The organism is Paenibacillus sp. OK076 (assembly GCF_900110055.1).
GTDB lineage: Bacteria > Bacillota > Bacilli > Paenibacillales > Paenibacillaceae > Paenibacillus.
On record NZ_FOCH01000009.1, the window covers coordinates 1 to 19,981 of the forward strand.

A 19,981-nucleotide genomic window follows, 5' to 3' on the forward strand; every position below is an offset into this window, starting at 1 on the left:
TGTATTAGGCATGCCGCCAGCGTTCGTCCTGAGCCAGGATCAAACTCTCCAATAAAGTATTGAAAAGAGCGATAAGCTCATTTTGAAACTGACGAGATTAAAAATCTCATTTTATGCTCCAGTCGATCCAAGCCAAGGCTTGTCTCAAACTTTCGCGTTCACTCTGCAAGCAGAATGTTTACTCACTCGTTGTTCAGTTTTCAAAGATCAAACTTGTTTCATTGCCGTGTGTTGTTCACCTCAGCAACTTTTATATCTTATCACATCCGAACCAACTTTGCAAGCTCTTTTTTTAAAGTTTCTTTCGAAGCTTAGTTGTTTTGCTTGCCGCACCGTGTTTCTCGTGTTTTCTTGGCCGGAATTAGAATATACCATGTACAGATTTCGAATGCAAGCTTTATTTTCAATAAATTATATCTATTCTCTCAATGAACTACACTTCTGAAGCCAGGCTTGTTTTAGCTCCCATTAATCATCATTAGACACGCTCTTGCCAGAACATGCGGATCACCTTTCTCTCACAGATATTCCGCACGTTCTCCCCTCCTATCCAAGGATATGTTACTTCACTTTCTTCACAGGCATCTTTCGCGGCCATAAACTATAACTGAAGCTGATTATAAAATCGATTCCCAATATGATTCCCCATACTCTTATGAGATTAGAAAATGCCGCAGTACGCTCCGTATCACCAATCCACCAGATCATCGCGAGCAGAAACATGCTACCTATGCACCAAGCCAATAGATGTCTAAGCCATCCCACTCTTTCACGACTAGCATGCTCACTGCCGTACACCTTACTGCTCCGAGGATTATCTCCACCTTTGAACCAATATAGGAAATAACGATCAGCCCAAGCGATCATCTGATGACCATAGGCAATACTCACACCTATATATATAGCTGCAATGCCATGAACCATACTTGCTGTAGCACCCCGTTGAAGATCCATCACCGTCGCTACCATAAGAAGAACATCCACAACCGGCGTTGCCATTAACAGCGCAATCCCTGTCCGTTTCATCCCAAGCAGATAACGCACACTCAGACCTGTAGCGACAAATACCCAGAAGGCAATCTCACATCCAATAATAAAATAGGCAATCAAATGATCCACTCCTTTTATAATACAAATGTATTAAATACAATTTAACACGTTTGTATTATAATAATCAACAATGATATAATCCTTATATGCCTAAAATAGTTGATCATGATAAACAACGTCTGCTCGTAGCCGAAGCGGCTTGGCGTGTCATCCGAAGAGATGGCATGGAACAGGCCTCCGTACGAAATATTGCGGTAGAAGCAGGAATATCGGCCGGGTCTATGCGCCACTACTTTTCAACCCAATCGGAACTACTCCTATACGCAATGAATCTGGTATCCGAACGGGTATCGAATCGAATCACACAGATGTCCTTTAATTCATCTCCTTTGGAGAATATGAAGCTTCTGTTATTAGAACTCTTGCCAAGCACGGATGAAAAAATGGCCGAAATGGAGGTGTGGTACGCTTTTACAGCCAAGTCCAAAAGCGACCCTGTTCTCAAAGAGCATGCCGACAAAGTCTATAACGAGCTCCGACACGCGATGGCTACGGTTATCACCTACCTCATGGAGCTCAATCTCTCCCGTACAGACCTTGATAAGGAGCTGGAAATTGAACGGCTGTACGCACTGGTCGACGGTTTGGGAATTCATGCGATTCTTCGTCCTGACCAGATGAACACCAAGATCATGGAGGATATCCTTACTATGCATCTTGCAACGTTATGCCGGGATGCAGAATAACATACCGTCAAATCAATCAAAACAGCTCTACTCTTCGTACCAACAGGAACCGAGTATTTGCTTCTATGTAAAAAAAACCGTCAGGCATTCGTTGTAACTAACCTATTCCATAAAGGGTTAGTCCTAGATGCGTGACGGTTTTCTTTTTATCCAATAATAATCCGGCCCTCCGGATGGCGATACAGCTTCTTCTCTTTGCGCGGACGAAGTGCGTATGCGATAGTGAGTGGCCCGATACGTCCGATAAACATCGTGAAGGCGATAATTACTTTTCCCCATGCCGTTAATTCATGCGTTACCCCCACCGACAAACCTACTGTCCCAATTGCCGAGGCCGCCTCAAACATGAGTGAAAGGAACGGTGCGTCCTCTGTCGTAAGTAGTAACATTACCACAACCATGAATATGATCAAGGAAACCATAATAATCGTCAATGCTCTCATCAGCAAATCTTTCGGAACACGCTGACGGAAAAATACAATATCTTTATTGCCACGAATCATGGCATACACCGCTCCAATCATGATCAGAAACGTTGTCGTCTTGATCCCACCCCCGGTTGATCCCGGAGAAGCCCCAATAAACATTAACAGAATGAAGAAGAACTGGGTTGCCTGCCTCATCTGGGTAATATCAATGGTGCTCGTACCCGACGAACGTGTAGAGACCGATTGGAAGAACGAGGCGTAGATCTTTTCGCTCCAACTGAGAGGCGCCAGAGTGTGCCCATTGGTGAATTCAAATACAAAAAGTACAATGGCACCAATACCAATCAGCGTACCTGAGACGGACAATACCAGTTTGGACTGCAACGATAAGCGGCGACGCTTGCGGAACTCAAACAAATCATTCAGCACCACAAAGCCAAGTCCACCCGATATAACCAGTACGGAAGCTGTCAGGTTAAACAACCAGTCGCCTGTATAATACTGAAAACTGTTGCCAAACAGATCAAAACCACCATTATTAAATAATGATACCGAGTGAAAAGCACCATAGTATACCGCCTGCCAAAAAGGCATCTCCGTTGCCCAGCGCAATGCCAGTATAACGGCAGCCACACCTTCAATGGTAAACGAAAAAATCAGCACTTTGCGGATAATGCGAACAATGCCTTCCATACTGTCAGCGTTGATCGCCTCTTTCAGCAGCAGTCTGTCCTTCAGCGAAATTCGCTTACCTAATACTAATGCAAACAACGTTGCGATGGTCATGAAGCCAAGTCCACCTAGCTGCATAAGCACCATAATCACAATTTGACCAAACAGGTTGAAGGTTGTCCCTACATCCACTACAACCAACCCGGTTACACATGCGGCAGAGGTAGACGTAAACAGCGCATCAATAAACGCCAAATGCTCACCGCTTTGATTGGAGATAGGTAGCATGAGCAGAATCGTACCGATCATGATAATAAGCATAAAACCACCAACCAGAATCAATGGGGGTGATAGGAATTTAGCAATGTGAAGCCTAAACTTCATGGAGGGCACCTCTTTTAACATAATACAAGCAGGTAGGCGAACAAATTCTGACACCACACTTTGATAACACATGCTCTTCAGACGAATCTGTCACTTCGATGCCTATGTAAACCTAAAGAGGAACTTGCCACAGCATCATACTGAACGGCAGGTTCCTCTTCTATTATGAACGAGTCAAACGTTCCTTATTTAATCCTGTGTACGAGGACGCATGTGCGGGAAGAGCAGTACGTCACGAATGGACGGCGAGTTGGTCAACAACATGATCAGACGGTCAATACCGATCCCCAGTCCACCTGTTGGTGGCATACCATATTCGAGCGCACGGATGAAATCATCATCCATTTCGTGTGCTTCGTCGTTCCCGTGTTCTTTCTCCAGCAATTGTGCCTCAAAGCGCTGACGCTGATCAATTGGATCATTCAGCTCCGTAAAGGCATTTGCATGCTCACGTCCAACGATAAACAGCTCGAAGCGGTCCGTGAAGCGTGGGTCTACATCGCTCTTCTTCGCCAGCGGCGAAATCTCAACCGGATGCCCCATAATAAAGGTTGGTTGAATCAACGTCTCTTCTACAAAATGTTCGAAGAATGCATTCAGAATATGACCAAATGTCATATGCTTTTCAACTGGAACCTTATGTTCTTTCGCCAAACGATGAGCTTCCTCGTCCGTCATGTGCACGGAGAAGTCCACGCCTACAACTTCCTTAACCGCGTCTACCATCGTTACACGACGCCATTGTGGTGTAAGATCCACTTGATAGTCTGCATATTGAATAACTTGTGTACCAAGCACTTCCTGTGCAATGTGAGCAACAAGATTCTCAGTCAAACGCATGATATCCTGATAATCGGCATATGCCTCATAAAGTTCAATCATCGTGAACTCAGGGTTATGACGTGTCGACATTCCTTCGTTACGGTATACACGGCCGATCTCATATACCTTCTCCAGACCGCCTACAATCAGACGTTTCAGGTGAAGCTCAATCGCAATCCGCATGTACAATTCCATATCAAGTGCATTATGATGCGTGATGAATGGACGCGCAGCGGCTCCACCAGCGATGGTGTGCAGCGTCGGCGTTTCCACTTCCAGATAACCCAGAGAATCCAGGTAACGGCGCATCGACTGAATGATTTTGGAACGAGTAATGAAGGTCTGCTGCACTTCGCGATTCATAATCAGGTCAACATAGCGCTGACGGTAACGCAGCTCTACATCCGCGAGTCCATGATATTTATCCGGTAGTGGGTATAGTGATTTGGACAATACTTCAAGGTTTTGAACCTTAACCGAAGTCTCACCTGTCTTGGTTTTGAAGATTACCCCAGAGACACCTACAATATCCCCTAGATCGAGCAGGCTGAACGCGGCGTATTTGTCTTCCGGCACAGTATCCTGACGAACATAGATCTGGATTCTGCCGCTCAGGTCCTGAATATGTGCAAAGCTCGCTTTACCCATTCCCCGCTTCGCCATAATCCGTCCGGCAATACTGACTTCGATGTGCTTCTCTTCCAGCTCTTCTTTGGTCAGTCCTTCATACTTCTTCAGAATGGAGCCGGCTTCTTCCGTACGTACGTATTTTTGGCCAAAAGGGTCGATTCCCAATTTGCGGAGCTCGTCCAATTTGTCGCGGCGAATTTGTAAAAGCTCACTTAGTTCGGTTTCGGTTTCCTGATTCAAGACTTCATCCGTCATGATCTATATTCATCTCCTTATTTACATTGCAGGCATCTTCAGAGGTATTCTGCCTCAAATGTTGAAAAAAGCTTCCCTAAGGAAGCTTTTGTCTCCGTACCCGACTGCTTCATTGCTTATATTACTTTTTGATGTCTACAATTTTATATTGAATTACGCCAGCAGGCACACTTACATCAACAACCGTACCTTTTTTCTTGCCCAGAATGGCTTTGCCAACAGGGCTTTCGTTCGATATTTTGTTTTGCAGCGGATTGGACTCCGCAGTACCTACAATCGTATATTCCGTGATATCACCGAATTCCAGATCTTCTACAGTGACTGTTGCACCCACGCTTACAGCTTCGGTATCGATCTCGTCGCTGTTGATAATCCGTGCGTTCCGGAGCAATTTCTCCAACGTAATAACGCGGCCTTCAATGAAAGCCTGTTCGTTCTTCGCGTCTTCGTATTCGGAGTTTTCACTAATATCTCCATACCCGATGGCTACCTTAATCCGTTCAGCCACTTCGCGGCGCTTCACTGATTTCAGCATTTCCAGTTCTTCTTCAAGCTTCTTAAGTCCCTCTGGTGTAAGGATAACTTCCTTATCGCTCATCTCAACCGATTCTCCTGTCATGGGAATAATTTGATTGCACGGCAACGGAACCGGTGCTGTTTACAGAGCTCCGCCCGCATACATCTTCAAAACTATATGAAGTTCTCCGGAGAAACAGAACGTTCCTCCTGATGCACTAGCCTTATGACGCACATGGCGAATTTATACTGTGAAATTATAGGGGAACGGTCTCGAAAAGTCAATGTTACGCCCCCTATAGCTGTAAACGTTTTACAGCAGGAGATCAGGAAGCATTTTCGGCTAGTGCCGGTTCTGACTCCAGATTGCCTTCGATATGCAGCTGGGATACAAAATTCTCCAGAATATGCACCATCTCATCACGTTTGGTTTCTTCCATAATAACGTCCTTGATGCGGGCAGATCCTTTCAGCCCTTTCAGATACCAAGCCAGGTGTTTACGCATCTCGCGAACAGCAACAGCCTCACCCTTCAGTGCAATCAGACGGTCCATATGCAAAATGGCAACCCGAATTTTCTCTTCCCCATTCGGGTCAGGAAGCAGTTCGCCGGAACTCAGGTATTGAATGGTACGATACAGCATCCATGGGTTACCCAGGGCGGCACGACCGATCATCACTCCGTCACAACCCGTTTCATCCAACATGCGACGGGCATCTTCCGGTGAAGATACATCTCCGTTCCCGATCACCGGGATGGAGACAGCCTCTTTTACATTTTTGATGTGTGACCAGTCCGCTGTGCCTGTATAGAGCTGTTCACGTGTACGGCCGTGCACACTTACCGCTTGGCCGCCAGCACGTTCAACCGCAAGTGCATTCTCAACCACGTAGATATGCTCGTTATCCCAGCCGATCCGCATCTTGACGGTAACCGGCTTATCCACCGCGTCCACTACAGCGGATACCATTTCATAAATTTTGTTCGGATCAAGCAACCAGCGTGCACCTGCATCACAGCTCGTCACTTTAGGCACAGGGCATCCCATGTTGATGTCGATGATGTCAGCATTGGTTTCTTTGTCCACAATTTTGGCTGCTTCTACGAGGGCTTGGCGATCTCCCCCCCAAATTTGCAGGCTCAGCGGTTTCTCACGCTCATCGACAAACAACATCTCACGCGTACGCTTGTTACCATGTACAATGGCTTTGCCACTCACCATCTCCGCACATACGAGGCCTGTTCCGAATTCTTTTGCGATCAGACGAAAAGCCGGATTACATACGCCAGCCATCGGCGCAAGTACGACCTGGTTTTTCATTTCAATGTCACCAATTTTAAGCATGGTAGTCGTCCCACTCCTTTTTAAATCCGAGACTCTTGTATGAATCCTGGTTGTTTTTAATTCTTTAATACTTCTTGCTGTATAAAATAAACGAATAATGACGATGTTTTCTTGTGGTAATTAGTAAAAAGCGGCCTTAGTTCCCCTGTAATTCCTCAATACTGATCGACAGTACCCCGGCAATTAGATTCAACTCCCGTTCAACTACTTTGCGGTTGCCTCGTTCAATCATACCCAGAACGGCCAGAGATATGCCCGTCTCAGCAGCGAGTTCCTGTTGTGTTAAACCTTTCAGCTTCCGGAAAGCCCGGATTCGATTGGCCAATTGCACGTTTTCCAAAGCTGTATTCCATCCTTTCCATCCAGTACAGACAACGATGATTGTACAAAGGCATACAAACCTGAATGCTCGTCTTCGGTTACGATGTCAGCCAGTGGCACCAATACAAACGCCCGTTCACCCATCCGTGGATGCGGCAATTGCAGCCGTTCGGTATCACTTGTCTCTCCATCCATCCAAAGCAGATCCAAATCGACTGTACGAGGGCCCCAACGGATATCACGAACCCGCCCAAGCCTTGTTTCAATATCCAGCAGTTCCATGAGCAGCTGCTCCGGCAAAAGTGTAGTCTGTACCGCAGTTGCCATATTCAAAAACGCTGGCTGGTCCACATAACCTACAGGCTCCGTCTCATACAACGCAGAACAGCGCAAGACGGATATATGAGGATGTGCATCCAGCAACGTTAACGCCTCAAGCAGCGTCTGTTCCCGGTCACCCAAATTAGCCCCTAAAGCAATATAAGCCTCTGAAGATTCAGAGGTCGAATGTGCAATCATGATCGGTTCTCACTTTCTTGTGCGGCGAAGCTCTACAGTCACGCCCCCAAAATGAATATCAAAAGGCGGATGTGGCTTCGTCACCTTGACTGTCAGTGCATTGATAATAGTATAAGTGTCTAGTAAAGAAGATGCAATATGTTCGCCCAAAGCTTCAATTAACTGGAATGATTTATTTTCAACGATCTGTTTCACCAGCTCATGGATTTCCGCATAATTGATGGTTTTGGTCAAATCATCGGTACGCCCAGCCTCGCCCAGATCCATATCGATCTCCAGATCAATATAATAACGCGCCCCCAGCTTCCGTTCCTCGGCAAATACGCCGTGATATCCGTAATACTCCATTCGATGCATTACCATTCTATCCATAAGTTCCGCCTGCCCTCTATATATAATGAAATCATGGTTCGAAATTCGCTCCTGTTGCAAAACGCTGCGCTTTCACTGGACGGGTCACCGAACCCGCCAACATCATTTCCTCCGCAAGCCTGGAGAGGCATACAGCATGGCATCACACATGTCCACCGTGCGCCGAATCGGCTTCACATCATGAACCCGGACCATCTGGCATCCTTGGGCTATGCCAAAAGCAACCGTAGCGGCCGTACCTTCCAGCGCATCATCTGCCTGTACCTGTAAGGTGTTCTGGATAAACCTTTTACGCGAGGTGGCAAGCAGAACGGGATATCCCATCTCATTGAGTAACCCGAGCGATGACATGAGCACCAGATTTTCGTTCAGATCCTTCACAAAGCCAATGCCCGGGTCCAGAATAATCTGATCGGGGTGTACTCCGGCCTCTAGCGCAATCTGTATACTCTCTTGAAGATCACTGACTACGTCAACCAAATAGTTGGTATAGTCTCGTTCTTGCCGGTTATGCATTAGGATCAGAGGACATCCCAGCTCTGCCGCAGTACGTGCCATCTCCGGGTCAGCCTTGGCACCCCACACATCATTGATGATGTGTGCTCCAGCCTGAATGGCCTGACGAGCGACATCTGCCTTATAGGTGTCCACCGATATCGGAATATGTGGAGCCTGCTGCCGCAGTGCTTCAATGACCGGAATGATCCGGCTGAGCTCTTCATCAGCACCAACGATATCTGAACCCGGACGTGTAGATTCCCCGCCAATATCAATGAGGTCCGCGCCATCCTCCATCATCTGAATGGCGTGAGCCACCGCTCGCTCCACATTGGTATAACGTCCCCCATCCGAGAAGGAGTCCGGTGTGACATTCAGAATACCCATAATAAGTGTACGTGTGCCAAGTTTTAGCTCCGCTGGCCCCCACGCATAATTCCGTTCATAAATGACTGGTGTAAGTGTCATGAAGTATACCCCGCTTTCTGCCGGTACATACCCAGAAGTGCTTCTGTAACCGGGCCTATATGTCCGCTGCTGATTACCGTTTCCGTTCCAGCTTGATCCCGCAATATAGTAACTGGAACGAGTTCAGCAACAGACCCTGTCAAAAAGATCTCATCAGCCTGCAACAGCTCCTCCCAAGGGAACAGCCCTTCCTGACAAGGCATTCCTTGCTGAGCTGCAAGCTCCAGTACAACGGCTCTGGTGATTCCCGGCAAAATACCAGTAGCAAGTGCTGGCGTATAGAGTACGCCTTGTCTCACCCAGAACACATTGCTGACAATCCCCTCAGCTATGTAGCCCTCCCGGGTTAGTTGCAGCCCTTCCGCTCCTTGCACATGCTGCCCGTATCCGTTCAGTTCCCGTTTCGCCAGAATGCTGTTCATGTAATGCAGTGATTTGAACCGCACTTCTCCTTCAGGCGTGTTGCGGGGCGTCGACAGACGTTGAAGCATTTTCCCATTTTCATATAGAGATGGAGAGGGTTCAGGTAGTGCTTTTGCCAATACGATATGATTGGGTTTCCCATAATCTCCTGAAGGTAGTCCGAGCGGAGCCTCGCCCGCAGATACCGTATAGCGCACATAGGCATCCTGGAGTTCATTCGCAAGCAACAGATTGCTGATCCAGTTCGTTACCTCCGCTGCTGTTGCTGTGAATGGAATGCCCAGTTCACGACACCCTGAAGCCATCCGCTCCAAATGACGCTCCAGCAGAAAAGGGGCTCCCTGATACGTCCGAAACGTCTCGAACAATCCAAGTCCGTACAAAAAGCCGTGATCCGTCACCGGAACCACGGCTGCCGCCATATTAACCAATTCTCCGTTTATCGCGGCATATTTCATCTCTATACCTTTACCTGCTGAGACAGGAAGTTACGCAGCATTTGATGACCGTGATCCGTAATGATGGATTCGGGATGGAACTGAACACCTTCAATCGCATATTCCTTGTGACGTAAGCCCATAATCTCGCCTTCCGCCGTCTCGGCCGTAATCTCCAGACAATCTGGCAGACTGCTGCGCTCCACGATCAAAGAGTGATACCGCGTTGCCGTGAAGGGAGATGGCAATCCGGTAAATACGGATGTTCCATTATGATGCATCTCTGATGTTTTGCCATGCATCATGCGGTCCGCACGAATAACATTACCTCCGAAAGCCTGTCCAATCGCCTGATGTCCCAGACATACGCCGAAGATCGGAATACTGCCCTTGAAGTGGTCAATGACCGCCAGACTAATGCCGGCCTCATTCGGAGTACAAGGCCCCGGTGAGATCAAAATATGATCAGGTGCCAACCCCTCAATGCCTGCCAGATCAATCTCATCATTACGGCGAACTTCCACCGTCTCCCCCAGTTCACCCAGATATTGAACCAGGTTGTATGTGAAGGAATCATAATTGTCGATAACCAGTATCATATCTTTGTTCCTCCTATTCTTCCGTCCACACAGGACGGCTGCTTGATTATTTTAATTTAACGGCTTCCGCTTCCTCGCTGTAGTTCACTGCCCTCATCATGGCTCTTGCCTTGTTGCGGCACTCCTTGTATTCCCGATATGGATCGGAGTCGATAACGATGCCCGCTCCTGCCTGTACATAGCCCACTCCATCTTTAATGGAAAGTGTACGAATGACGATGTTCAACTCCATATTGCCACTGTAGTCCATCCACCCAATCGAACCTGTATACGGTCCACGACGCACAGGCTCCAGTTCTTCAATGATTTCCATGGTGCGAACTTTGGGTGCACCCGTAATCGTTCCACCTGGGAACGTCGCTGCAATCACATCAAATACCGATAGTCCGTCTGCCAGCGTCCCCTCGACTTGAGACACCAGATGCATGACATGCGAATACTTCTCGATCGTCATCAGTTCAGGCACATGCACTGATCCGTAGGCTGCAATTCGACCGATATCATTCCGCTCCAGATCGACCAGCATAATATGCTCTGCCCGTTCCTTCTCACTGTTCAGCATCTCAGCGGCCATCAAGTCATCCTCAGCTTCATCTCGGCCTCTTCTCCGAGTGCCTGCGATCGGACGAGCGCTTACCTTGCGATTATCCACCTTGACGAGCAATTCAGGTGAACCGCTCACCAGTTGAAAGTCCGGACTACGCAGCATCCCCATATAAGGAGATGGATTCACGAGACGCAGCCATTCATAGATATGTTCTGCACTGGACTTCAGACGTTTTTCCTGCCGCAGGGACAGGTTCACTTGAAACACATCCCCTTGCCGGATATATTCCTGCACTGTGCGTACCGCCTGCTCAAAGTCCTCTTGAGGAAAGGAAGTATGCCATCCTTCCGTTTCCCCCTCCGAATCCGCTGATTGCGCACTGAGATGAATGTGGCTATGACGATGCTCCAATGCCTGCTGCTGCTCTTCCGCCTGGGCAAATCCCAAAATATGCAGCCATCGCTGCTGCATGGCCGCTGCTCGCTCTTCTGCTTCTGCGTACAGCCCGCGAAGCTGAGCTTCATCCTGATTCGGCCGTACAGCCAGATGAACCATGCAGAACAGTGCCTGCTGCTCATGGTCATACGCCCATATTTCTTCAAACCGCATCCACCAATAATCCGGAAGAGCCGGGTTGTCTTCTGCCAAGTTTGGCAGCTTTTCCAGGGATCTGGCTACGTCATAGCTCAGATAGCCTGCACATCCACCGCCAAAGTCTGGAGCCCCGCTCACCTTTGGTGCACGGTATGGCGCAGCCCACCTTTTTAATACTTCAAGTGGTTTACCACTATCTGTTTGGGTACCGCCTTGAATGAGATCTTGAATAACAGCCTCGTTGCCCTTGCCGGAAATAACGGATACCGGGTTTAATCCCAGAAAGGTATATCTTCCGCCTTTACCATTCTCCAGTACCATTGCATAGGGTGACGCCTGCTGCCAGGCTGCTTCCCACGTTAACGGTAAACCGCCATGATACGGTCCCTTATCCGACTTAGTTATATACGGCATCATGGTCCAACCTTCTCCGGCCCACTCTGTCCAGTCGGCGTATGTTGTCATCAGGTGTGTCATTGCGGTTTGCCGCCCTCCATCTGTCGCTAGTTCTATTGTCTGATAGTATACTAAAGCGCCGCTGCTTTTAAAAGCATTCAGCAAAAAATCCTCCACACCCGGCATGCGGGCAAGGAGGATTTGTTTCATCACTTGTTACACTTAAACTTCGAAGTTGTAAAGTGGCGTACTGAGGTAGCGTTCACCGTTACTTGGCACGATCACGACAACGCGTTTGCCTGCACCCAACTGTTTAGCCACTTGCAGACCTGCACGGATGGCTGCTCCAGAAGAAATACCGGACAAAATGCCCTCTTCCTTCGCTACCTGACGAGCCGTCTCAAACGCATCGTCATTCTCGATGTGAATGATCTCGTCATAGATTTCCTGATCCAGAATCTCAGGAATAAAGTTAGCACCGATCCCTTGGATTTTGTGAGGGCCCGGTTTGCCACCTGCCAAGATTGGCGAAGCCGCTGGTTCAACGGCAACGATTTTGATCCCAGGGTAGGATTCCTTCAACACTTCACCTGTACCTGTAATCGTTCCGCCTGTACCGATTCCTGCAACGAAAGCATCCAACGTACCGCCTACAGATTGAATAGCTTCAACAATCTCAGGGCCAGTCGTTTCACGGTGGATCTTCACGTTGGCTTTATTTTTAAATTGCTCAGCCATGAAATAAGATGGATTTTCCTTAAGCAATTCCTCAGCTTTTTTAACTGCACCATTCATACCTTCGGCTCCCGGTGTGAGCACAAGCTCAGCTCCGTAAGCGCGAAGCAGGTTACGACGCTCCATGCTCATCGTTTCCGGCATAACAATAACAGACTTGTAGCCTTTGGCTGCAGCCACCATAGCTAGTCCAATTCCTGTGTTACCACTTGTTGCTTCGATGATGGTATCACCCGGTTTCAGCTTGCCTTCTTTTTCCGCTTCTTCCACGATGCTAATCGCGATACGGTCTTTGACGCTTGAACCTGGATTCTGGTATTCCAGTTTCACGAACACTTCAGCACTGCCTTCAGGTACGATACGGTTAAGACGAACAAGCGGAGTACCTCCGATGAGTTCTGTTACGTTATTAACTACTTTAGCCATATGAATGCCCTCCTTAGTGGGATGAATACTACTTAAGTCCTGTTGCCACATGCATGTGCGGCCGAGCAGCCTCTAGATGTTATAAAAGAACTACGGAAATCCGTCTGAGTCCATTCCGTCTGCAATAAACCGGACAGAGCCTGGGTTTTCCGAAGATTTCTTTGTTCATATAAATGGTTTTAATCCGAGTAAATGAGTAGGTTTTTGATTATTTTTATCTTATCAACGTTACACCCCATTGTCAATATGAGGACTCAAAAAAATACTCCGCCCTGGGCCCTAAGGCCGTAGACAGAGTATTTTTATCAAGATGCAGCAGAACATTTGTTGGCAGGATAATCAGGATGCCGGAATTTCAGCGATGATGACAGCCTCATACTTGTTGCGTAACCTTTCCTCAACCTGAGGCAAGGGGTCGGCCTGGCTGAGAGCCAACTGCATCCGAATCTCTTCGCGAACCTCTTCTGCAGGTTGCACCTGACGCTCTTGTTTGTCATTCATTTTAATGATGGCGTAGCCTTCTTCCACCTTCACCGGCCCTGCAATATCGCCAACGTCCAGTTGAGCTGCAAGTTTGAGGAGTGCTTCGGACTGAAACGGATCGTTCTGCTCGATCCATCCCAGACGACCGCCCGCATCACGGGAGTAACTGTCTGTCGATTCATTACGTGCGGTTTCTTCAAAGTCTGCTCCCTTGTCGAGCGCATCCAGCACTGACTCAGCCTGTTCCTCTTCCTTCAATACGATGGTAGACAGATCATATTTCTCTGGGGAAACATAGTCTTCATGGTGTTCGGTCCAGTAATGCTCGATATCTGCATCCTTAATCTGAATACCGCTCGTCGCAATTTTCTCAAGCAGAAGTCGGTATCCCGCCTCCAACTCAAGATCTTGCCTGGATAAACCCAGTTGAGACTGCATTTCGTCAAAATAAGCCTTCTCCGAATCATATCCATCCGTCGCCGCGGCAAGTTCCTTCGCAATTTCTTTGGGAGTCACCGTCAGATTACGATCGAGTGCTTCCGCATATACAGCTTTGCGATTGAGCATCTGGAGCAGCAATTCACTGCCATAGCGCCGTTTCAATGCATCGGTCCATTCCTTGTTGGTGATGACCTCCCCATTGATCGTTGCTACCGCATTTCCCTCTTCCTGATTGGTATCCTGAGGTGAATCTGCTCCTTCACGTCCATTCCGTAAGCCTTGCACAACCATAACCGAACCCATTACCAGCATTCCAAGCGTCAAGACAATTACAGCCGTCCATAACCCTTTTTCCTGTCTTGTCATTCCGCGTCCCATCCCCGCATAAAATCAGTTCTTGGCTTGCTCTAGGATGGTCTCAAGTTGTTCCTTGTTGAAATCGTAAGCCTCATTGCAAAATTGGCAGACTACTTCAGCCTGGCCTTCTTCCTCAATCAATTGTTCCATTTCAGATTGACCCAGACTGATCAACGTTTTCTCTACCCGCTCACGTGAACACTCACAGTGGAAATGGATATCCATTTCGTCCATGACCTGTACATCAGGCAGTACGCGACGAAGCAGTGCTTCCAGTTCAAGCCCCTCAGCCAGCAGAGACGTCACTGGTGGCATTGTGCCAATGGCATTTTCAATCACGGTGATCTCGTCATCTGTTAAACCTGGAAGCAACTGCACAATGAATCCACCGGCTACAATAACCGAATTGTCGGTATCCACCAGTACACCAACGCCTACAGCAGAAGGCGTCTGCTCCGATTTGGCAAAATAGTACGTAAAGTCTTCGCCAAGTTCTCCCGAAATAATCGGTACACTACCGCGATAAGGCTCTTTCAGCCCCAGATCCTTGGTTACGTTCACGAATCCTTCTGTTCCGACTGCGCCAGCAACGTCCAGCTTACCCATACTGTTGCTTGGCAGATGTACATGTGGATTGCTTACATAACCACGAACTTCACCCTTCGCATTAGCATCGGCAACAATCTGTCCAATGGGGCCGTCGCCTTTGACTTGAATCGTCAGCTTTTCTTCTCCCTTAAGCATAGCACCCATAATGGATGCTGCTGTAACCGTACGCCCCATAGCTGCTGTAGCCGTGGGAAACGTATCATGTCTTCTGCGCAGTTCCTCAACCAGTTCCGTCGTTTGAACAGCAAAGGCCCTAACCCGTCCGTTCATTGCTGTACCGCGAATCAACCGGTCTTGTTTGTTGTTGTTTTCCAAGTCATTCAGCCTCCTTTGGCGTAATCGCCAGTTATAGAAAAAACGGCATAACATATAAGACTGTAATCTCAGCCCGCTGTTTGCCGTCTCTGTTCTTACCTTTCCCGGTTTCGCTCATAAACGATACGCAGCCCTTCAAGCGTAAGCAGCGGATCCACTTCCTCGATGCTGCGTGTTTCTTCTGCAATCAGCTTGGCAAGGCCACCAGTTGCAATAACTCTGGGTTTGGTTCCCATTTCCTCGCGAATACGCTCCACAATGCCGTCCACCTGTCCTGCATAACCATAAATAATGCCGGCCTGCATCGCATGAATGGTGTTGCGACCAATGACTTTCTTGGGCTTCTCCAATTCAATGCGAGGTAGCTTGGACGCCCGTTCATAGAGCGCTTCGGTTGCAATATGGATGCCAGGTACGATAGCCCCGCCCAGATAATTTCCTTTCTCGTCAATACAGTCAAATGTGGTCGCTGTACCGAAATCGACCACAACGAGAGGGCCGCCGTACTTCTCAACGGCTGCTACTGCATTAACAATGCGATCCGCGCCAACTTCACGAGGATTCTCATACCGCAGGTTCAGGCCGGTTCGAATACCAGGCCCAACGAGTAGCGGTTTTTTGCCTACGTATTTCTCACACATGGCTTCAATCACATTCACCAACGGCGGAACCACGGATGAGATGATCACACCTTCAATGTCGCGTGTTGAAATACCCGACATATGAAATAAATTATAAATCATTACGCCATATTCATCCACTGTCGACTGACGGGATGTGCTCAGGCGAAAATGGTGGAGCAACTCCCGGCCTTGATACACACCGAGTACGATGTTGCTGTTGCCCACGTCTACCACAAGAATCAAAGAGGTTCACCCCTCTTTCTTTTCGTTTAAATCCAGGCTGATATCCAGGCTCTCAAAAGAGTAGGTTAACCTGCCAACTGAAATTACATCCACTCCGCTCTCTGCAATACCACGAATGGTATTTAGCGAGACGTTGCCCGATGCCTCAACTTTCACATGCGGAGCCTGCTCACGAATAAGAGCGACGGCCTCACGCATCCGATCTGGGTGCATGTTATCCAGCATAATGATATCTGCCCCAGCCTGCAAGGCTTCTCTGACCTGTTCCAGGTTTTCGGTCTCGACTTCAATGGTCATTGTATGCGGAATGACGGCCCGGGCACGCTGTACCGCTTCAGTGATCCCGCCTGCGCCCTTGATGTGGTTATCCTTAATCATGACGGCATCATAGAGGCCGAACCGGTGATTTGCTCCGCCACCAACCCGCACTGCATATTTTTCAAGCAGGCGGTGTCCCGGTGTTGTTTTACGAGTATCGACCAGTCGTGTAGAAAGGCCTTCCAACGCATCAACATAGGTACGTGTGCGGGTAGCGATACCAGACATACGCTGAAGCAGGTTAAGAGCCAGACGCTCTCCTGTCAGCAAGCTATGTGTGCTCCCTTCTACCTCTGCAAGAATCGTACCACGGGTAACTGCGTCACCGTCTTTTACCATCGCTGTGAACACAAGGCCAGAATCCACTACCTGAAACACGAGTTCTGCTACCGTAATTCCTGCAATGATTCCATTGTCTTTGGCATGTATAACGGCCTTGGACTGACTGCCAGCGGGAATCGTCACACTTGTTGTGACATCCCCTGCACCGACATCCTCACGAAGCCAGTTTTTGATTGATTCGATGAGTCCTTCATTATATCCGTTCAGTATCATGACATCAATTCCTCCACAATCGCTTGTTCTCGCTGCTGCAGACTATGCTTCTGCCATACGGCATCGTCACGCTGCGGGAAATCCTCACGGTAGTGGGCTCCCCGACTTTCCTCGCGGTGTAATGCTCCAGTGGTAACCAACCAGGCACAGGTCAACAAGTTGGCATATTCCATCTCTTCTTTGTGAGTAAACTTCTGATCAAAAAATTGCAGTTCTTGTTGCAGTTTCTCTATTGCTGCTTGCAGGTTATCGCCATTCCGGCGCAGCCCCACTTGACGCACCATCATTTTTTGCAGACGCAAGCGTCTTTCGGACACCGGCTTCTGCTCTTCCTTTATACTCCTGCGAATGCTTGTTGATGCGGGAACACTTGTCTGCAGTGGAGCAAGCGGAGGAAGGGATTGAATACGCTCCACAATTCTCCGGCCAAAGACGATGGCTTCAGACAGAGAGTTGCTTGCCAGGCGATTAGCGCCATGCACTCCAGTAGAGGATACCTCACCGCAGGCAAATAACCTGCCAATGCTGCTCTCCCCGCTAAGATCGGTCTTCACTCCACCCATCATGTAATGTGCAGCAGGAGCGACAGGAATCCAGTCTGTGGTCATATCCAGTCCGTATCGCATACAGGTCTCATAGATGGTAGGAAACCGATGCTTAATCATCTCCGCCGGTTCATGAGTGATATCCAAATATACAAACGTACTGTTTGTCGATTCCATCTCACTGACAATGGCCCGGGCGACGATATCCCGTGGTGCCAGTTCAAGCTGTGCATGATATCGCTCCATGAAGCGCTCGCCTTTCACATTGCGCAAATAGGCTCCTTCGCCACGAACAGCCTCGGACACCAGGAAACGTGGGGCTCCCGGATAACAAAGGGAGGTCGGGTGGAACTGGATAAACTCCATGTCCCGGACAACCGCTCCGGCACGATAGGCCATCGCCACACCATCTGCTGTAGCCACTTCCGGGTTAGTGGTATATCGGTACAACTGTCCAGCCCCACCAGAGCATAATACGGTTGCCTCTGCCTTCACAAATACTTGCGAACCGTCAGCCTTCTGAACCAACGCACCTACACATTCTCCCTGCTCTGTAATCAGGTCAATGACAAAATGCTCATCCCACACTTCAATCCCGGGATGTTCATTCGCCTGCGCAGCCAATGCACGCACAATCTCATATCCCGTTGCATCTCCATTGGCATGCAAAATACGGCGGTGGCTGTGCGCACCTTCCTGCGTCAACGCCAACTCGCCGTTCTCCAGATCAAACAAAGTACCCAGTCGAATCAGTTCTTTCACGCCGTCCGGGCCCTCGTTCACCAATGCTTCGACTGCTTCGGAGCGGCATAATCCCGCTCCGGCAACAAGTGTATCCTGCAAATGATAGGCAGGTGAATCATCCTCAGCAATAACCGCAGCAATGCCACCCTGCGCATACCGGGTGTTACTTTCCAGTAACGACTTCTTCGTGATCATCAACACACTGCGTTGTTCACTCGCCTTGATCGCAGTAAACAAACCAGCAATGCCTGAACCAATAACCAGCACATCCGTCTCCACCATCGGCAGCGCGGACAGATCAAAATCCACTAAATATTGCGGTATCATGTTATTTCACCTGTCTTGGAGCAAGAGTAGCGCATGCTACTTCACCAGTAACATGCGCTCTAGTGATTCTCTGGCTTTGTCAGCAACAGCCGGTGGCACGTAAATCTGCGGCTTCATCGTTTCGAGACATTTAACCAGCTTTTTCAAGTTGTTGACCTTCATATTCGGACATACAAGGAACTTGGTAGCAAAGTGGAATTGTTTGTCCGGGCTATCGAGACGCAGTTGGTATCCTGTACCATCCTCAGTGCCTACGATAAATTCCTTAGCGGATGAATTTTTACAATATTCCAGAATGGCGGTTGTGCTACCTACGAAATCACCCATCTCTACAACCTCAGGACGACATTCTGGGTGAACAACAAACTCGGCATTTGGATGCTTCGCTCTCATTTCAACCACGTCTTTGACCGTCAGCATATCATGGGTATTGCAGTAACCTTCCCAGATAATCATTTTCTTGTCTGTATGTTGTTGCACATAATGTCCCAGATTTTTATCCGGTACCCAGATGATTTCATCGGAATCAACAGATTGAATGACTCTGACAGCATTGGCCGATGTACAACAGATGTCGGTCTCTGCCTTGATCTCAGCTGAAGAATTGATGTACGTTACAACTTTGGCATTCGGGTGCTGTGCTTTCAATTTACGTAAGCCTTCAACGTTCACCATGTCTGCCATTGGGCAGCCTGCACGCTCGTCGGGAATAATAACCGTTTTGTTAGGAGCAAGAATTTTAGCGCTTTCACCCATAAAATGAACCCCGCAAAAAACGATAACATCCGCATCGGTCTGCGCTGCCTTCTGAGCAAGCAGAAACGAATCTCCTCGGAAATCAGCGACCTCCTGTACCTCGTCACGTTGATAATAATGGGCAAGAATAATGGCATTCCGTTCCTTCTTCAACTCCATCAGCCGCTCACGCAGCTCCCGGTTCATCTCAGCCTTGCGCTCTAAAGCCAGAGCTTCCACCTGTGATCCTCTCCTTATCGGAACAGCCTCTACGCTGTTTTATATGGCAAATCCAAGTCGTTATTTTCGCTTGAGAAACGAATCACAAGCGGTTTAACACCTAATGTACACAACGTTCACGACTCTGTCAATAAATGAAAACGCCCCAGAACAAGGACATAACCGCCCATTTCCTACGTGGTTCGCCCTAAAGCTCCCGGTTATCATTATCTATACAATTTGAAGGAATACATAAAAAAAGAGAGCCCGAAGGCTCTCTTTA

20 protein-coding genes are annotated in these 19,981 nt (G+C 48.4%); 1 reads left to right on the plus strand and 19 read right to left on the minus strand.

The features are described 5' to 3' along the window. Nucleotides 1-561 precede the first annotated feature (561 nt). On the minus strand, nucleotides 562-1,119 hold the full coding sequence (locus tag BMY78_RS30840; RefSeq protein WP_339847933.1) for a hypothetical protein: 558 nt from the start codon (nucleotides 1,117-1,119) through the stop codon (nucleotides 562-564). 77 nt (nucleotides 1,120-1,196) lie between these two features. Between BMY78_RS30840 and BMY78_RS30845 the strand changes: the two genes are divergently transcribed. Then, nucleotides 1,197-1,796, plus strand: coding sequence for a TetR/AcrR family transcriptional regulator (locus BMY78_RS30845; RefSeq protein ID WP_090905165.1), 600 nt, complete (start codon nucleotides 1,197-1,199; stop codon nucleotides 1,794-1,796). A 146-nt stretch (nucleotides 1,797-1,942) separates the two neighbouring features. Here BMY78_RS30845 and BMY78_RS30850 read toward each other — a convergent pair whose 3' ends face one another. The 18 genes from BMY78_RS30850 to nadA form a co-directional block, all read right to left on the minus strand. Then, nucleotides 1,943-3,280 (minus strand): TrkH family potassium uptake protein, encoded by a 1,338-nt coding sequence (locus BMY78_RS30850; RefSeq protein ID WP_090905167.1) that lies wholly within the window; start codon nucleotides 3,278-3,280, stop codon nucleotides 1,943-1,945. A gap of 189 nt (nucleotides 3,281-3,469) precedes the next feature. Continuing rightward, nucleotides 3,470-4,987 carry a lysine--tRNA ligase gene (lysS, locus tag BMY78_RS30855; protein ID WP_090905169.1) on the minus strand — a complete coding sequence of 506 codons (1,518 nt, stop codon included), beginning with the start codon at nucleotides 4,985-4,987 and terminating at the stop codon, nucleotides 3,470-3,472. A 121-nt stretch (nucleotides 4,988-5,108) separates the two neighbouring features. Further along, nucleotides 5,109-5,585 (minus strand): transcription elongation factor GreA, encoded by a 477-nt coding sequence (gene greA, locus BMY78_RS30860; RefSeq protein WP_076292137.1) that lies wholly within the window; start codon nucleotides 5,583-5,585, stop codon nucleotides 5,109-5,111. Between the two features lie 244 nt (nucleotides 5,586-5,829). Beyond that, nucleotides 5,830-6,849 carry a tRNA dihydrouridine synthase DusB gene (gene dusB, locus BMY78_RS30865; RefSeq protein ID WP_090905171.1) on the minus strand — a complete coding sequence of 340 codons (1,020 nt, stop codon included), beginning with the start codon at nucleotides 6,847-6,849 and terminating at the stop codon, nucleotides 5,830-5,832. A 136-nt stretch (nucleotides 6,850-6,985) separates the two neighbouring features. Next, nucleotides 6,986-7,189, minus strand: coding sequence for a helix-turn-helix domain-containing protein (locus tag BMY78_RS30870; protein ID WP_090905175.1), 204 nt, complete (start codon nucleotides 7,187-7,189; stop codon nucleotides 6,986-6,988). Then, nucleotides 7,141-7,689: a 2-amino-4-hydroxy-6-hydroxymethyldihydropteridine diphosphokinase gene (gene folK / locus BMY78_RS30875; RefSeq protein ID WP_090905177.1), complete on the minus strand. Its 549-nt coding sequence runs from the start codon at nucleotides 7,687-7,689 to the stop codon at nucleotides 7,141-7,143. The genes BMY78_RS30870 and folK overlap by 49 nt, the downstream gene beginning before the upstream one ends. A gap of 9 nt (nucleotides 7,690-7,698) precedes the next feature. Further along, nucleotides 7,699-8,061 (minus strand): dihydroneopterin aldolase, encoded by a 363-nt coding sequence (folB, locus tag BMY78_RS30880; protein ID WP_090905179.1) that lies wholly within the window; start codon nucleotides 8,059-8,061, stop codon nucleotides 7,699-7,701. 102 nt (nucleotides 8,062-8,163) lie between these two features. Beyond that, nucleotides 8,164-9,027, minus strand: a complete 864-nt coding sequence (gene folP / locus BMY78_RS30885; protein WP_090905181.1) for a dihydropteroate synthase — start codon at nucleotides 9,025-9,027, stop codon at nucleotides 8,164-8,166. Then, a complete protein-coding gene (locus BMY78_RS30890; protein ID WP_090905183.1) occupies nucleotides 9,024-9,908 on the minus strand; it encodes an aminotransferase class IV in 885 nt (294 codons plus the stop codon). The genes folP and BMY78_RS30890 overlap by 4 nt, the downstream gene beginning before the upstream one ends. Nucleotides 9,909-9,910: 2 nt before the next feature. Continuing rightward, nucleotides 9,911-10,486 carry an aminodeoxychorismate/anthranilate synthase component II gene (gene pabA, locus BMY78_RS30895; RefSeq protein ID WP_090905185.1) on the minus strand — a complete coding sequence of 192 codons (576 nt, stop codon included), beginning with the start codon at nucleotides 10,484-10,486 and terminating at the stop codon, nucleotides 9,911-9,913. Nucleotides 10,487-10,532: 46 nt separating this feature from the next. Next, nucleotides 10,533-12,104 carry an anthranilate synthase component I family protein gene (locus BMY78_RS30900; protein WP_090905249.1) on the minus strand — a complete coding sequence of 524 codons (1,572 nt, stop codon included), beginning with the start codon at nucleotides 12,102-12,104 and terminating at the stop codon, nucleotides 10,533-10,535. A gap of 141 nt (nucleotides 12,105-12,245) precedes the next feature. Continuing rightward, complete coding sequence (gene cysK, locus BMY78_RS30905; RefSeq protein ID WP_090905187.1) at nucleotides 12,246-13,184, minus strand: cysteine synthase A; 939 nt, start codon at nucleotides 13,182-13,184, stop codon at nucleotides 12,246-12,248. Nucleotides 13,185-13,523: 339 nt separating this feature from the next. Continuing rightward, nucleotides 13,524-14,474 carry a peptidyl-prolyl cis-trans isomerase gene (locus BMY78_RS30910; protein ID WP_177185936.1) on the minus strand — a complete coding sequence of 317 codons (951 nt, stop codon included), beginning with the start codon at nucleotides 14,472-14,474 and terminating at the stop codon, nucleotides 13,524-13,526. 24 nt (nucleotides 14,475-14,498) lie between these two features. Then, nucleotides 14,499-15,389, minus strand: coding sequence for an Hsp33 family molecular chaperone HslO (gene hslO, locus BMY78_RS30915; RefSeq protein WP_076292131.1), 891 nt, complete (start codon nucleotides 15,387-15,389; stop codon nucleotides 14,499-14,501). 95 nt (nucleotides 15,390-15,484) lie between these two features. Then, nucleotides 15,485-16,255 carry a type III pantothenate kinase gene (locus tag BMY78_RS30920; RefSeq protein ID WP_090905191.1) on the minus strand — a complete coding sequence of 257 codons (771 nt, stop codon included), beginning with the start codon at nucleotides 16,253-16,255 and terminating at the stop codon, nucleotides 15,485-15,487. A 6-nt stretch (nucleotides 16,256-16,261) separates the two neighbouring features. Then, nucleotides 16,262-17,128: a carboxylating nicotinate-nucleotide diphosphorylase gene (nadC, locus tag BMY78_RS30925; protein WP_090905193.1), complete on the minus strand. Its 867-nt coding sequence runs from the start codon at nucleotides 17,126-17,128 to the stop codon at nucleotides 16,262-16,264. Further along, nucleotides 17,125-18,744 carry an L-aspartate oxidase gene (gene nadB, locus BMY78_RS30930; RefSeq protein WP_090905195.1) on the minus strand — a complete coding sequence of 540 codons (1,620 nt, stop codon included), beginning with the start codon at nucleotides 18,742-18,744 and terminating at the stop codon, nucleotides 17,125-17,127. The genes nadC and nadB overlap by 4 nt, the downstream gene beginning before the upstream one ends. A 36-nt stretch (nucleotides 18,745-18,780) precedes the next feature. After that, nucleotides 18,781-19,719 carry a quinolinate synthase NadA gene (gene nadA, locus BMY78_RS30935; protein ID WP_024633731.1) on the minus strand — a complete coding sequence of 313 codons (939 nt, stop codon included), beginning with the start codon at nucleotides 19,717-19,719 and terminating at the stop codon, nucleotides 18,781-18,783. Nucleotides 19,720-19,981: the final 262 nt, after the last annotated feature.